We start from the raw sequence: 12,288 nt of genomic DNA, 5'->3' as shown, positions 1-12,288 counted from the left end.
ACGCTTTTACGAATAAGCATTGACTATTTTTCGCCATAAATGACTAATGTAGATGCTGAGTCTGCTCAACTACAAAAAAGATATTGTCGCGTGATAGAGTATCAATTACAAGTTTAAAGCACGCCCATTACCTTAAATTATTTCTAAAATAGTCATTTTTTTGATTTTCGCTCACTAATTTAAATTAACCGTGTGACAACTTGAGTTTATTGATTATTAAAATGCACACGCAAAGCCTTGCTCTCGCAATTTATTCGATGTTGGGTATAATACCAAGCAATTAAGTTATATTAGAGAATAGCAATGAGAACATGTGGTGTAGAAATTACCGGTAGTGATGTACTACTTTGTATTTTAAGTAAAGATAACGACGTATTTGATATTCGCGATGTGCGCCAAACACGCTTTACCTTAGGTAACGGTAACGACACTGAAATAATGCGTAAATTTCAATTTGATTTTGCAAAATTAATGCAAGATTACCAAATTGATTCTGTTGCCATTCGTGAACGCCAACCTAAAGGAAAATTTGCCGGCAGTGCAAAAGGCTTTAAAATGGAAACTGCGATTCAATTAATTGAAGAGTTAGACGTTCGTGTGTTCTCAACAACCGAAATTAAAGAGCAGCTTAAGCGCAATCCTATTCCTATTGCGTTTGAAGACACTGGCCTTAAAAAGTACCAAGAAAACGCTTTTGTTAATGCCTATGTATACATTATGAAAAAAACCTACCGCAGTGACGAAATGTAATATAAAAAGTTTTATAAAGCTTTAAAGTAAAAACGTGCCCATACGGCGCGTTTTTTTGTGCCTGCAAAATAATGACTACACGCACCTCTCTAAGACATTAGTCTAGATAGACTTCTTTTTGTCGACAATATGTGTTTATTTGAACTTTAGTTTATGTACTTCACACACATCGACATGGAGAAAAACATGCACACACACCATAAAGCGGTTAAAGAAGTAGAACAAATAAACTCTTTGCCGCTCACGAAAAGCTATTTTAAAGGAGCGCAAAGCACGCCCCTTACAAATAAAACAATTGGCGAGTACTTTGATTTTATTGTCGACAAACACCCAGATTCGCTCGCTGTCGTTGTTAGCAATCAAAATGTGCGCTTAACGTATAAAGCGTTTCAAAAAGAAGTGAACCAACTCGCTATGGGGTTATTAGCCATAGGCGTTAAACCTGGCGATAGAGTAGGAATATGGTCACCCAATAACATTGAGTGGTGTTTAACTCAATTTGCTACTGCAAAAATAGGTGCCATTATGGTGTGCATCAACCCAGCCTATCGGCCTAACGAGCTTCAATTTGCATTAAACAGCGTTGAGTGTTCAACACTCATTACCGCTTCGCAATTTAAAGGCAGTAACTATGTAGAGATGCTAAATAGTTTAGCGCCAGAACTTAAACAGTGTGAAAATGGGAAGCTGTCATCTCACGCTTTGCCGAGTCTTAAAAATGTGATCCGTATTGGTGATGAGGCAAGCGCAGGTATGTTTTCTTTTTTGGATGTTATGAAGATGGCCACGTCAGCTCATGAGCTAGAGCTTAACGCTATTGCAGCAAATTTAAGTGCCGATCAGGACATAAATATTCAATTTACTTCTGGCACAACAGGTAACCCAAAAGGCGCAACCCTCACCCATAAAAACATACTCAACAATGCACTTTTTGTTGCTGATGCTATGCATTTTACAGCACAAGATAAACTATGTATTCCTGTGCCACTGTATCATTGCTTTGGTATGGTGCTTGGCAGTCTTTTGTGTGTGACTAAAGGCGCCGCAGCAATATACCCTAGCGATGCATTTGATGCAAAAACCACGCTTGATGTAGTACAGCAAGAAGGCTGCACGGCGCTGCACGGTGTACCTACTATGTTTATTAGCCAGCTAGAGCTGCCTAATTTTACTAACTATAACCTTAGCACGTTGCGCACCGGTGTTATGGCAGGTTCTACGTGCCCTGAGCAAGTCATGCGTAAAGTACAAACACAAATGAATATGCATCAGGTTTTAATTGCGTATGGGCAAACAGAATGCAGCCCAATCAATAATATAACCGAAACCGACTCATCTATAGAGCGTCAAGTAACAACCGTTGGCCGCGCCCTTGCTCACACTGAAGTTAAAATTATTGACGAATTGGGTAACATTCAAAAAGTAGGTGTACCCGGTGAGGTTTGTAGTAAAGGCGCCGGTATAATGCGCTGCTATTGGAATGACGAAGAAAAAACACAAGCCACTATAGATGATGAAGGTTGGTTACACTCTGGTGATTTAGGGGTAATGGACAGCGAAGGGTTTGTGAGTATTGTTGGTCGCATAAAAGACATGATCATTCGGGGTGGTGAAAACATTTATCCTCGCGAAATTGAAGAAATCCTTTATACATACCCTGGTATTCAAGATGCCGCTATATTTGGTATTAGTGATGAAAAGTACGGCGAAGAAGTATGCGCGTGGATCCAGCCAAAAGAAGATGCTGAGCTTGATGAGCAAGCAATACGTGCATTTTTAAAAGACAAACTCGCCTATTTTAAAATGCCCCGTTATATTCGTTTTGTAGAGAGTTACCCAATGACAGTAACAGGCAAACTACAAAAGTTTAAAATGCGAGAGCAAATGCAGCAATCACTTACTGATAAGGCCTTTTCTTAAACTACAAAAAAGCTCAGCAATTACTGAGCTTTTAGCGTTAAATAGTTTATTTACTCTGCAGGGCGATACTGCTGCTGAACACCTGTTAAAAACAAACGCAAAACTTGGTCGTTACAAACACGGTAATGTTTATTTTCTACTTTGCGAGAAAACGCACTGAGCTCATGCTTGCTTAATTCAAAGTTAACCAGTGCAAGTGTTGCAATGACATCTTCTGCTTTCATGTCTAAAGCAATGCGTAGCTTCATAAAAATAATATTATTGTTTAACTTAGCCTCTGGTACCGGCTGCGGGCCTTCGCGTTTACCACGCTTAGTATTTATAAAGCCATTTAAAAATGTCGCAAACTCAGTGTCTGACATTTTAACAAACCCTGGCTCACCCTCTTTTGTTAACCATGCAACGACTTGCTCAGTGGTAACTGTAGCCTCTGCGGCGGCGTAAATACCGACCATGGCAGTATCGGTTAAATTAAAGGTATAGCGAACACGGCGTAAAATATCGTTATTTGTCAAAGTAATTTCCTGAGTAGGGAGAGGGGCTAAATTATAGCGCCCACGTTAAATGAGCGCGAAGTTTATCAGCTTAAGGCACACTGCCCTATTGATATTTACACTATAAAGGGCTGTTAATTACCTAGTACCTTGGCAGGGTCTACTCGAGTTGCTTGCCACGCAGGGTAAATAGTAGCAAGTACAGCTAAAATAAAGGTAACTATCACTGTTATACCTATATCACTGAGTACTAATTTACTGGGTAAAAACTCAATAAAATAAACGCCTTCGAGTGGGTTAGCTGCAAATAACTGGCTAGCCCATGTAAACAGTTCACTAATGTTAAGCGCTAATATAACCCCAACCAGTGTGCCAAGTAACACACCAACAAAAGCTTGCGTTAAGCCTTGCATTACAAAGGTGGCTAAAATGGTACTGTCTTTTGCGCCCATGGTTTTTAAAATAGCTATGTTGCCTTGTTTTTCGCGCACTTCCATTACCAAGGAGGACACAATATTAAAACTGGCTACCGCAATAATTAAAAACACCACAATGTACACAATAGTGCGCACCATTTGTATATCTTGATACAGGCTACCTTGCGTTCTAAACCAGCTAGACACATACACATAATCACTGATAGTTTGGCCTACTCGCAGTGCAATTTGATGCGCAGCAAACACATCGTCTACGCTCAGTCGTAATCCTGTCACTTGGCTGGTGTCGTAACCTAAAACTGATTGTGCTTTATTTAAATGAATAAACGCAGCGCTACTATCAATCGGCCCACCCATTTCTATAATGCCCGCAAGTGTTAACGTTACGCGCTTAGGGGCTAATAGAGACTTGCCTTGCTCGCTAATTTTAGGAATGAGTAAAGTTATATTATCGCCTATATTAGCGCCCAATTGCTTTACAATTTGCTTGCCTAAAATAACGTCATCCGTGCGTAGCTGACTAACCAATGTACCTTGGGTAAATTGATTTATGGCCGATACATTTCCCTCATAGCTAGGTTCAACGCCACGTATTTCTACCGCTTTTAGCTGGCTTTTAAATTGCGCCATACCATTTACGGCAATAAACGGCGCAGCACCTGTAACATGAGGCTCAGCTTTAAGTTTTTCTACTTTATTAGGCCAATCAGCAATGGGGCGGCTAGGCGCTACGTATTCAACTTGCGGTACTACACTTAACAAACGATGTACTAATTGCTGCTCAAAGCCATTAATAACCGAAAGCGCAACAATTAACACCGCCACCCCTAATAAAATACCAACGGTAGAGGCTTTGGCAATAAAGCTTACAAATGCGTTTTTTTCGTCTTTATGGCCAGAATACGCTCTAAAGCGCTCACTTAAAAATAAACTAAGCAACATGTTGCGACTCTTTAATGGCAAGTTTTCCATCATCTAAATACGCAATTTTACCTAGTTTGTCTGCTAGCTCTAAGTCGTGAGTAACCACTACAAAACTGGTATTTAGGCTTTTATTTAGCTCATTAATTAAATCGTAAATTTTAATCGCATTTTGCTTATCAAGATTACCAGTGGGTTCGTCGGCTAACACTAATGCAGGTTTAGTCACCAGCGCTCGGGCAATAGCAACACGCTGGCGCTCTCCACCCGATAGCGCTGAAGGTTTATGCTCACTACGATGCGCAAGACCTACTTTATCTAACATTTGCAAAGCTTGCTCTTTCGCCTCTTTTGCGTTGAGCCCTTTAATTAACAGCGGCATAGCCACGTTTTCAACCGCACTAAATTCCATTAATAAATGGTGAAACTGATAAATAAAACCCAAGTTTTTATTTCTAAACGCCGCTTGCTCTGTTCGCGATAATTTAGCAACGTCTTGGTTTTTTATTTTAGCGCTCCCTGAGGTAGCCGTATCAAGGGTTCCTAAAATATGCAATAAGGTACTTTTCCCTGAGCCTGAACTGCCCACTATAGCCAGCATATCCCCTTGGTTGAGCGATAGGTCCACCCCTTTTAATACTTCTACTTGGTTTTGGCCATCTTGATAAACTTTACTTAAATTTTGACAGCTAATAACTAAATCATTCATAACGCAATACCTCTGCTGGTTTTACTTTTGCGGCTTTGCGCGCAGGATATAAAGTGGCTAAAAAGCTCATTGCAATACTGCTAAGTGCAATAAAAACGAGGCTAAACACATCAAATTTTACCGGAAGCTCTACGCCTGCTAGTAGGTTTAGCCCCACAGCAGCGAGTAGTTCATTAATATATAAGCTAAACAACACACCTAAAAGTGCCCCTATTGCGGTGCCAATAACCCCGTTATATAAGCCTTGCACCATAAACACTTTTTGTACTTGTGAAGGCGTTAACCCTAAGGTTTGTAATATAGCCACTTCACCTTGTTTTTCACTCACCATCATAGTCAGTGCCGAAACAATATTAAATACAGCCACTAATACAATCAGCCCTAACAACATAGACATAATACGTTTTTCCATGGCAACCGCGGCAAATAAGGTACCTTGGCTACTGCGCCAGTCACTTACTTGGTAGTCGCGCAAAATGTGCTGGCTGTCCTTTGTAAATTGCGCTAATTCAAAAGGTTCATGTAACGATACACTTAAGTTAGGCGCGGTATTTTTGTTAAGCTTTAATACGCGCTGTAAAGATGTACCACTGGTAAATGCAAGGCTCATATCTATCTCAGAGCCGGTTTCGTATATTGCGGCTATTTTAAATAAACGCTGGCTAGGAACACGCCCAAGTGGCGTGTAAGTTGAGGCATTAGGCATAATTACGCGCAGTTTTTCTCCCATACCTACGCCAAGTTTACGGCTTAAATAACGGCTAATAGCTATGTTGTAGCTATTATTTAAAACGTTTTGCCAATTGCCCTGCACAACTTTATCGGTAATTTTATATAACGAGCCGTTGTCGCCATACAAACCTTGCAGTAATACGCCGTGTAAATCTTTATTGGTTTGTAAAATGGCTTCGCCGTGGCGGTAAAGGCTTACGTGATCTACATAATCTGAGCGCTCTAAATCGGCTTTTAACGCTGTCATTTGTGCGCTGGAGTGTTTATTGGCTTGTACTTCTACATGGGGGATAAGCCCTAACATATTTGTTTTTAAACTGTTTTCAAAGCCATTCATTACACTACTTACAGTGAATAAGGCCATTAGCCCTATGGCTATTCCGGCAATAGAAAAAAACGAGATAAACGATATAAACGCATTTCCTTTGGAGGAGCGGCTATATCTGAGCCCTATAAATAAGCTAACCGGTTGAAACATATTATTTAAAACATTTATGCTAAAAGTGTGCAGCTATAGTAGCACGAACTACGATGAATTGAATATGACCATAAATGTAAGAAATAATTTATAAATCTTATACTTGGCTATATTTTAGGCGCGCTTTATTCAAGCCCCGCTACTAAATAATCGAGTAATACTCTTACGTTAGTGGCAACAAACTGACGCGGCGGGTAAATTCCCCACACGCCCTCTTGATCCGGCTGATAAGAAGTTAATACTGGCACAAGCTCGCCCGTTCGTAGCTCATTTTCAATGTAATAATTGGGCAGCTGCACTATTCCTAAGCCTTTTTTAGCTCCATCAACTAACGCCCAGCCACTATTACAGCGCAAGCGCCCTGCAATTTTAATATGTTTATCGCGGTCATTTTCTTTTACTCGCCAATAACTGCTGTTACCAATTAAACATTGATGTTGAGTTAGCTCGCCTAACGTATGAGGCTCACCTACACGGGATAAATAATCTGGGGAGGCACACATTATAAAGCGCCGAGCACTTAAACGCCGGGCTCTGTGGCTTGAATCTTTTAAATGGCCTAACCGTATAGCTAAATCAAACCCGCCTTCGAGCAAATTTTCTTGCTCGTTCGAAAGTGTAGCAATAACTTCGACCTCAGGGTGAGCGTGCATAAAATTGTGCACAATGGGCATAATAAAAGTTTCACCATACATAACCGGGGCTGTTAATTTAATTTTACCTTTAGGCGTTGTTTGCTGCGTAGCTAAGCTTTGCGTGGCATCGTCCATAGCAAGTTGTAATTGCTTAGTTTGATGTAAAAAGGCTTCACCTTCTTTGGTTAATACCACTTTGCGGGTGGTACGGGTGAGTAACTGGGTGTTTAATCGCTGCTCAAGCGCCGTTACATGGCGACTTATATGTGCAACCGATAAACCCAATAAGTTAGCAGCGGCGGTAAAACTGCCCTCTTCGCCTACCGCTATAAATTCGTCTATGCCATCCCAACGCGCCATTATTGCCATACTGTAAAAGTGTTTTAATAAATCAGAGATTATCATTATCTGAGAAACAAATACAATAGCTGCATTACCCAAACAAATTGGGTCTACAATTGTTATTTAAAACCACTACAAAGGATAAACACATGTCTGAATTTATAAAATCAAAAGCAGCTATTGCGTGGGGACCTAACCAACCACTAAGCGTTGAAGAAGTTGATGTGATGATGCCTAAAAAAGGCGAAGTAATGGTAAAAATTACCGCTACTGGTGTTTGTCATACTGATGCATTTACTTTGTCGGGTGAAGATCCAGAAGGTATTTTCCCAGCAATTTTAGGTCACGAAGGCGCAGGCGTTGTGTATGCAGTGGGCGAAGGCGTAACCAGTGTTGAAGTGGGCGATCACGTAATTCCTTTATACACAGCTGAATGTGGTGTATGTAAAATGTGTACATCAGGCAAAACTAACCTGTGTTCAGCAGTGCGCGAAACACAAGGTAAAGGCCTTATGCCAGACGGCACAACACGCTTTTTTAAAGACGGCCAGCCAATTTACCACTATATGGGTTGTTCAACGTTTTCTGAGTACACAGTACTTCCAGAAATTTCATTAGCTAAAGTAAACAAAGAAGCATCGCTTGAAGAAATTTGTTTATTAGGCTGTGGTGTAACTACAGGTATGGGTGCTGTAACAAATACTGCAAACGTAAAACCAGGCGATACTGTGGCTATTTTTGGCCTGGGTGGTATTGGTTTATCAGCAATTATTGGTGCAAAAATGGCAGGTGCAGGTCGTATTATTGGTGTTGATATTAACACCAGTAAATTTGACCTTGCGACAAAACTTGGCGCAACAGATTTAATAAACCCTAAAGATTTCGATAAGCCAGTTCAAGAAGTGATTGTTGAGATGACCGATGGCGGTGTTGACTACTCATTTGAATGTATTGGTAACGTTGATGTAATGCGCTCTGCCCTTGAGTGTTGTCATAAAGGTTGGGGGGAGTCGGTAATCATTGGTGTAGCCGGTGCTGGCCAAGAAATTTCTACACGCCCTTTCCAACTGGTTACTGGTCGTGTATGGCGTGGTAGCGCATTTGGTGGCGTTAAAGGTCGCTCGCAACTTCCTGAAATAGTTGAGCGCTACATGGCTGGTGAATTTGCGTTAAACGACTTTATTACTCATACAATGAGCCTTGAAGAAATTAACGATTCGTTTGATTTAATGCACGAAGGTAAAAGTATTCGTACAGTAATTCACTACTAATACGCAACTAGTAAGCAATTTAAAAAGCCGTAAAACCTAAAGGTTTGCGGCTTTTAAGGATTTTTATGTTAGAAAATATCTCAAGTACAAAAGTAGCTGGTGGTTGGCACAAACAATATACCCACGCAGCAACAAGTACCCATTGCACAATGCGTTTTGCGGTATTTTTACCCCCTGGCGCAAGCGAAAAAAATAAAGTGCCGGTGCTTTATTGGTTGTCGGGCTTAACTTGTACCGATGAAAACTTTATGCAAAAAGCCGGCGCATTTAGAAAAGCGGCTGAGCTGGGCATTGCTATTGTAGCGCCTGATACAAGCCCACGTGGTGATAATGTCCCGGATGACGATAATTACGACTTTGGCCAAGGCGCTGGCTTTTACGTAAATGCGACACAAGCACCGTTCAATACACATTTTAATATGTATGACTATGTGGTGGATGAGCTTCCAACACTTATTGAACAACACTTTCCAGTGACCAGTACTAAAGCAATTAGCGGTCACTCTATGGGCGGGCACGGCGCTTTAATGGTGGCACTTAAAAACCCTAAAGCGTTTGTTAGCGCATCGGCCTTTAGTCCTATCGTAAATCCAATTGATTGCCCATGGGGCGTGAAAGCGTTTACGGGTTATTTAGGCACTGATAAAGAGCTTTGGGCTCAATACGATTCGTGCGAGTTGATGAAAAAAGCCCAACAGGCTGATTTTCTCCCTATGCTTGTTACACAGGGTGATGCCGATGGGTTTTTAGAGGAGCAACTTAAGCCACAAAACTTAGCGGCTGTTGCTAAAAATAAAGGCTATCCGCTTAGTATTGAAATGCAACCAGGCTACGATCATAGCTACTTTTTTATAAGCAGTTTTATTGACCAACACTTATCATTTCATAGTCAGTTTTTATCTGCGTAGTTTCATTAGTGTGTAGTTCGGATCTATCTACTTCTACACACTCTTTCAATACTTTATTCACTTCCCTGCAAACTTGTACCGTATTGCCCTCACCTTTGACTAAATTGATCAGCAATGAATCTATTTTCAATCCTATATCGGTAAAGCTAAACCCGTTTTTGTCTTTAGGTACTGGTTCGAGTGGATTTTTATAAGGCTCTGAACGAGCAGGACTATTACTATGTTTATTATCACGTGCATTTGACTGTGCCTGGCCATCAATTATGGCACCGGCGACTGTGCAGCCACTTAGGTAAATAACACATAAAAATACAGTTAACGTTCTCATGATGTATCCTGATCAAAATATTACCTAAATTATATACAACCTTATAAATAGTATTGTAAAAATATGTAAGCGCTAGTGCTTAAATTCACTTATAAACTCTTTAATAAAACCCACCAGCTGTAAAATAAAAATAACCAAAAACGGAAGCGCACCAATAATGGCAACACTTCTATTGAGTGGCTCGTTATTTTGAACAAGTAATACTAAGGCACATAAACCTAAAGCAAAAGCCCACCCATATAAACTAGCTGAGTTATTAGTATGCATATTTTTATTTGACGAACTTAACTCCTTTATTACAAGTATTGCTGAGTCTGCCGATGTTGCTACAAAAATCAGCAAAAGCAGTAAGCTTGACCAAATTAAAATACTTCCTTGCCAGCCTAATTGTGCAAAAAATACAAATAACCCTTGAGTATAATCGGCTTTAATAGCCGCTAAAATACCTGCATTGTGCGTTTGGTCCCACGCTATAGCCGACCCCGAAAAAACACTAAACCATATTATGGTGACAAACGTAGGCACAAACACTACGCCTATAATGTATTGCCAAACCGGTCTACCTTGGCTTATTTTAGCTAAAAACACACCTACAAATGGCCCCCAAGCTAACCACCAAAAATAATAATTATAGGTCCAACCATTTGCCCACTCAGGGTTTTTAAGTACGCTTTCTAATTGCCAAGTACCAGTAGTAATAAGTTGAATGTAATCCCAAGTCCCCCCAATTGCTATATCAATAATTGGTTTTATCGGTACATAAAACAATAACCATATAATCAGCCCAAAAGCTAAAAAAACATTAAACTTACTCAGCGCTTGCACACCCTTTTTCAGGCCAAGCTTTGCCGAAGCCGTATACAAAATAACGATCAAACTAATTATAATAAAACCTGAAAGCAATACCGACTCAACGCCAAGCTTTAACTCCAATCCTTTACGAAGCAATAACGTTGAGTTTGCAATAGTCCCTACGACGCCAAAAAATATTGCAAATATGGCTATAAGTTTAATACTAAAGCTCAACTTTAATTGCCAACCTCTATTAATAATCCCTTTGGTTGCATTAATTACAGGCGCGGTTATATCGCCAGCTTTACCACTTTGAGTACTAAGCCCTCCTAAAACTAAACCAAACACCGCATACAGTGCCCATGCATGTGCTCCCCAGTTTACAAGTGTAAGCGCCAAGCCACTCGTTTGAGTGTTTGCATATAAACTTTGTTTTAGTACAGGATTAACTGAGTGAAGTGCAGGTTCTGCTACACCCCAAAAAATGAGCCCCGATCCCATTCCTGCCGCAAAAAGCATAGAAAGCCAGCCAAACAGACTAAATTCAATATGGGCCTGTTCTCCACCCATTTTACGTTGCCCAATTGGGCTAATCGCAATAACAATTACCGCAAATAGTAAAAGATTTACCAAAATAAAAAATGGTGCTCCTAACAAGCCTAATAAATCATTAATAATTGGCTGTAAGTTTCCCGTTAGTAATTCAGGAAATAAAAAAGCGACAATAGATAAACTAATGCAAAGAAATAAGGCTGTTTTTTCAAGCTTTGGAGTTGTTAAGTGCAAGTGGCTCTCGCGCATATGTTGTTTATGTTTAAAAGAATAAGGCGCTTTAATACACAGTTCAAATCTTCTTATGCCAATTGCTTAATTAAGTGAGCTAATTTAGGGTTTAATAGGTGAAAACCTCGGCGGAAGTAATGAAAAACGTGTTATTTAAATTCTCTAAAAAGCAACGTCTGCACATTGCTATTTATGTTCATTATTGAGTAAAAGCGTAACTGATTGTGTAAATGTTTCTAGTTCTTTTAACTTTAGGGGCACAATTAACTAATAAGTCACTGTTTTATAATTAGTTTTAAGTTGGCTTATCTATTGCTATTAATTTACAAACTTTACCAACAGGAATAACAATGGAAATTGATTTACAATGGAACGAAATCATAGATAATTTAATTCACCTCGGCATAGCCTATTTACTGGCTCTTCCTATGGCTTACGATAGAGAGCGCAGCCACGATGGTGCAGGGTTAAGAACTTTTCCATTAGTTGCCGTAGCATCGTGTGGGTATGCATTAATAGCTATGTCGGTTTTAGATGGCGCAGAAGCGCAGTCTAAAATGCTACAAGGCATAATCACTGGTATTGGTTTTATAGGCGGTGGTGCAATTTTAAAAAATAATAAGTCAACATCAGGCACTGCAACCGCAGCAAGTATCTGGAATATGGGGTTAATTGGCATTGCTGTAGCCTACAGCCGTTATGAAATAGCGATACTGCTCGCTGTTATTAATTTTATAACACTCAGGTACGTTAAAAAGTTTAAATAGCCACAAATCTGAATACTAAAC

The 12,288-nt window shown here is 40.0% G+C and carries 12 protein-coding genes; 5 read left to right on the top strand and 7 right to left on the bottom strand.

Annotated elements, in window-relative coordinates; genetic code table 11:
• Window positions 1-303 precede the first annotated feature (303 nt).
• Together QUE46_RS07610 and QUE46_RS07605 are read left to right on the top strand one after the other, a co-directional pair.
• The gene (locus QUE46_RS07610) at window positions 304-750 is read left to right on the top strand and encodes a DUF3010 family protein (protein WP_273603268.1); all 447 of its coding nucleotides are present in this window, start codon (window positions 304-306) and stop codon (window positions 748-750) included.
• A 186-nt stretch (window positions 751-936) separates the two neighbouring features.
• A complete protein-coding gene (locus QUE46_RS07605) occupies window positions 937-2,670 on the top strand; it encodes an AMP-binding protein (protein ID WP_286247351.1) in 1,734 nt (577 codons plus the stop codon).
• Window positions 2,671-2,720: 50 nt separating this feature from the next.
• On the opposite strand, the gene QUE46_RS07600 is transcribed toward QUE46_RS07605, so the two are convergent.
• From QUE46_RS07600 to QUE46_RS07580, 5 genes are all read right to left on the bottom strand, one after another.
• Complete coding sequence (locus QUE46_RS07600) at window positions 2,721-3,185, bottom strand: DUF1456 family protein (RefSeq protein WP_286247349.1); 465 nt, start codon at window positions 3,183-3,185, stop codon at window positions 2,721-2,723.
• A gap of 113 nt (window positions 3,186-3,298) precedes the next feature.
• Window positions 3,299-4,543, bottom strand: coding sequence for a lipoprotein-releasing ABC transporter permease subunit (locus tag QUE46_RS07595; protein ID WP_286247347.1), 1,245 nt, complete (start codon window positions 4,541-4,543; stop codon window positions 3,299-3,301).
• The gene (lolD, locus tag QUE46_RS07590) at window positions 4,533-5,231 is read right to left on the bottom strand and encodes a lipoprotein-releasing ABC transporter ATP-binding protein LolD (RefSeq protein ID WP_286247344.1); all 699 of its coding nucleotides are present in this window, start codon (window positions 5,229-5,231) and stop codon (window positions 4,533-4,535) included. Before lolD ends, QUE46_RS07595 begins: the two co-directional genes overlap by 11 nt.
• Complete coding sequence (locus QUE46_RS07585) at window positions 5,224-6,441, bottom strand: lipoprotein-releasing ABC transporter permease subunit (protein WP_286247342.1); 1,218 nt, start codon at window positions 6,439-6,441, stop codon at window positions 5,224-5,226. The genes lolD and QUE46_RS07585 overlap by 8 nt, the downstream gene beginning before the upstream one ends.
• 125 nt (window positions 6,442-6,566) lie before the next feature.
• Entirely contained in the window at window positions 6,567-7,436 is an 870-nt protein-coding gene (locus QUE46_RS07580; RefSeq protein ID WP_286247702.1) for a LysR family transcriptional regulator, read from the bottom strand.
• A gap of 131 nt (window positions 7,437-7,567) precedes the next feature.
• Here QUE46_RS07580 and QUE46_RS07575 point away from each other — a divergent pair, with 131 nt between their 5' ends.
• Window positions 7,568-8,689 carry an S-(hydroxymethyl)glutathione dehydrogenase/class III alcohol dehydrogenase gene (locus QUE46_RS07575; protein WP_286247340.1) on the top strand — a complete coding sequence of 374 codons (1,122 nt, stop codon included), beginning with the start codon at window positions 7,568-7,570 and terminating at the stop codon, window positions 8,687-8,689.
• A gap of 65 nt (window positions 8,690-8,754) precedes the next feature.
• The gene (fghA, locus tag QUE46_RS07570) at window positions 8,755-9,597 is read left to right on the top strand and encodes an S-formylglutathione hydrolase (RefSeq protein WP_286247338.1); all 843 of its coding nucleotides are present in this window, start codon (window positions 8,755-8,757) and stop codon (window positions 9,595-9,597) included.
• Here fghA and QUE46_RS07565 read toward each other — a convergent pair.
• A complete protein-coding gene (locus tag QUE46_RS07565; protein ID WP_286247336.1) occupies window positions 9,551-9,925 on the bottom strand; it encodes a hypothetical protein in 375 nt (124 codons plus the stop codon). The two genes, fghA and QUE46_RS07565, sit on opposite strands and share 47 nt — an antisense overlap.
• Window positions 9,926-9,997: 72 nt before the next feature.
• Complete coding sequence (locus QUE46_RS07560; protein WP_286247334.1) at window positions 9,998-11,503, bottom strand: BCCT family transporter; 1,506 nt, start codon at window positions 11,501-11,503, stop codon at window positions 9,998-10,000.
• A 347-nt stretch (window positions 11,504-11,850) separates the two neighbouring features.
• Here QUE46_RS07560 and QUE46_RS07555 point away from each other — a divergent pair, with 347 nt between their 5' ends.
• Window positions 11,851-12,267 (top strand): MgtC/SapB family protein, encoded by a 417-nt coding sequence (locus QUE46_RS07555; protein ID WP_058549073.1) that lies wholly within the window; start codon window positions 11,851-11,853, stop codon window positions 12,265-12,267.
• The last annotated feature ends 21 nt before the right edge of the window (window positions 12,268-12,288 follow it).

Origin of the sequence: Pseudoalteromonas sp. MM1 (genome assembly GCF_030296835.1) — a bacterium.
Lineage (GTDB): Bacteria > Pseudomonadota > Gammaproteobacteria > Enterobacterales > Alteromonadaceae > Pseudoalteromonas.
Note: the sequence above shows the minus strand (reverse complement) of the source record. Positions and strands in the feature narration are given on the sequence as shown.

What these genes read in the sequence shown, in the direction of transcription:
- QUE46_RS07595 (WP_286247347.1), bottom strand. Translation starts at nt 4,543, where the DNA reads ATGTTGCTTAGTTTATTTTTAAGTGAGCGCTTTAGAGCGTATTCTGGC.
- QUE46_RS07555 (WP_058549073.1), top strand. Translation starts at nt 11,851, where the DNA reads ATGGAAATTGATTTACAATGGAACGAAATCATAGATAATTTAATTCAC.
- QUE46_RS07585 (WP_286247342.1), bottom strand. Translation starts at nt 6,441, where the DNA reads ATGTTTCAACCGGTTAGCTTATTTATAGGGCTCAGATATAGCCGCTCC.
- QUE46_RS07605 (WP_286247351.1), top strand. Translation starts at nt 937, where the DNA reads ATGCACACACACCATAAAGCGGTTAAAGAAGTAGAACAAATAAACTCT.
- QUE46_RS07610 (WP_273603268.1), top strand. Translation starts at nt 304, where the DNA reads ATGAGAACATGTGGTGTAGAAATTACCGGTAGTGATGTACTACTTTGT.
- QUE46_RS07575 (WP_286247340.1), top strand. Translation starts at nt 7,568, where the DNA reads ATGTCTGAATTTATAAAATCAAAAGCAGCTATTGCGTGGGGACCTAAC.
- lolD (WP_286247344.1), bottom strand. Translation starts at nt 5,231, where the DNA reads ATGAATGATTTAGTTATTAGCTGTCAAAATTTAAGTAAAGTTTATCAA.
- QUE46_RS07580 (WP_286247702.1), bottom strand. Translation starts at nt 7,436, where the DNA reads ATGGCGCGTTGGGATGGCATAGACGAATTTATAGCGGTAGGCGAAGAG.
- QUE46_RS07565 (WP_286247336.1), bottom strand. Translation starts at nt 9,925, where the DNA reads ATGAGAACGTTAACTGTATTTTTATGTGTTATTTACCTAAGTGGCTGC.
- fghA (WP_286247338.1), top strand. Translation starts at nt 8,755, where the DNA reads ATGTTAGAAAATATCTCAAGTACAAAAGTAGCTGGTGGTTGGCACAAA.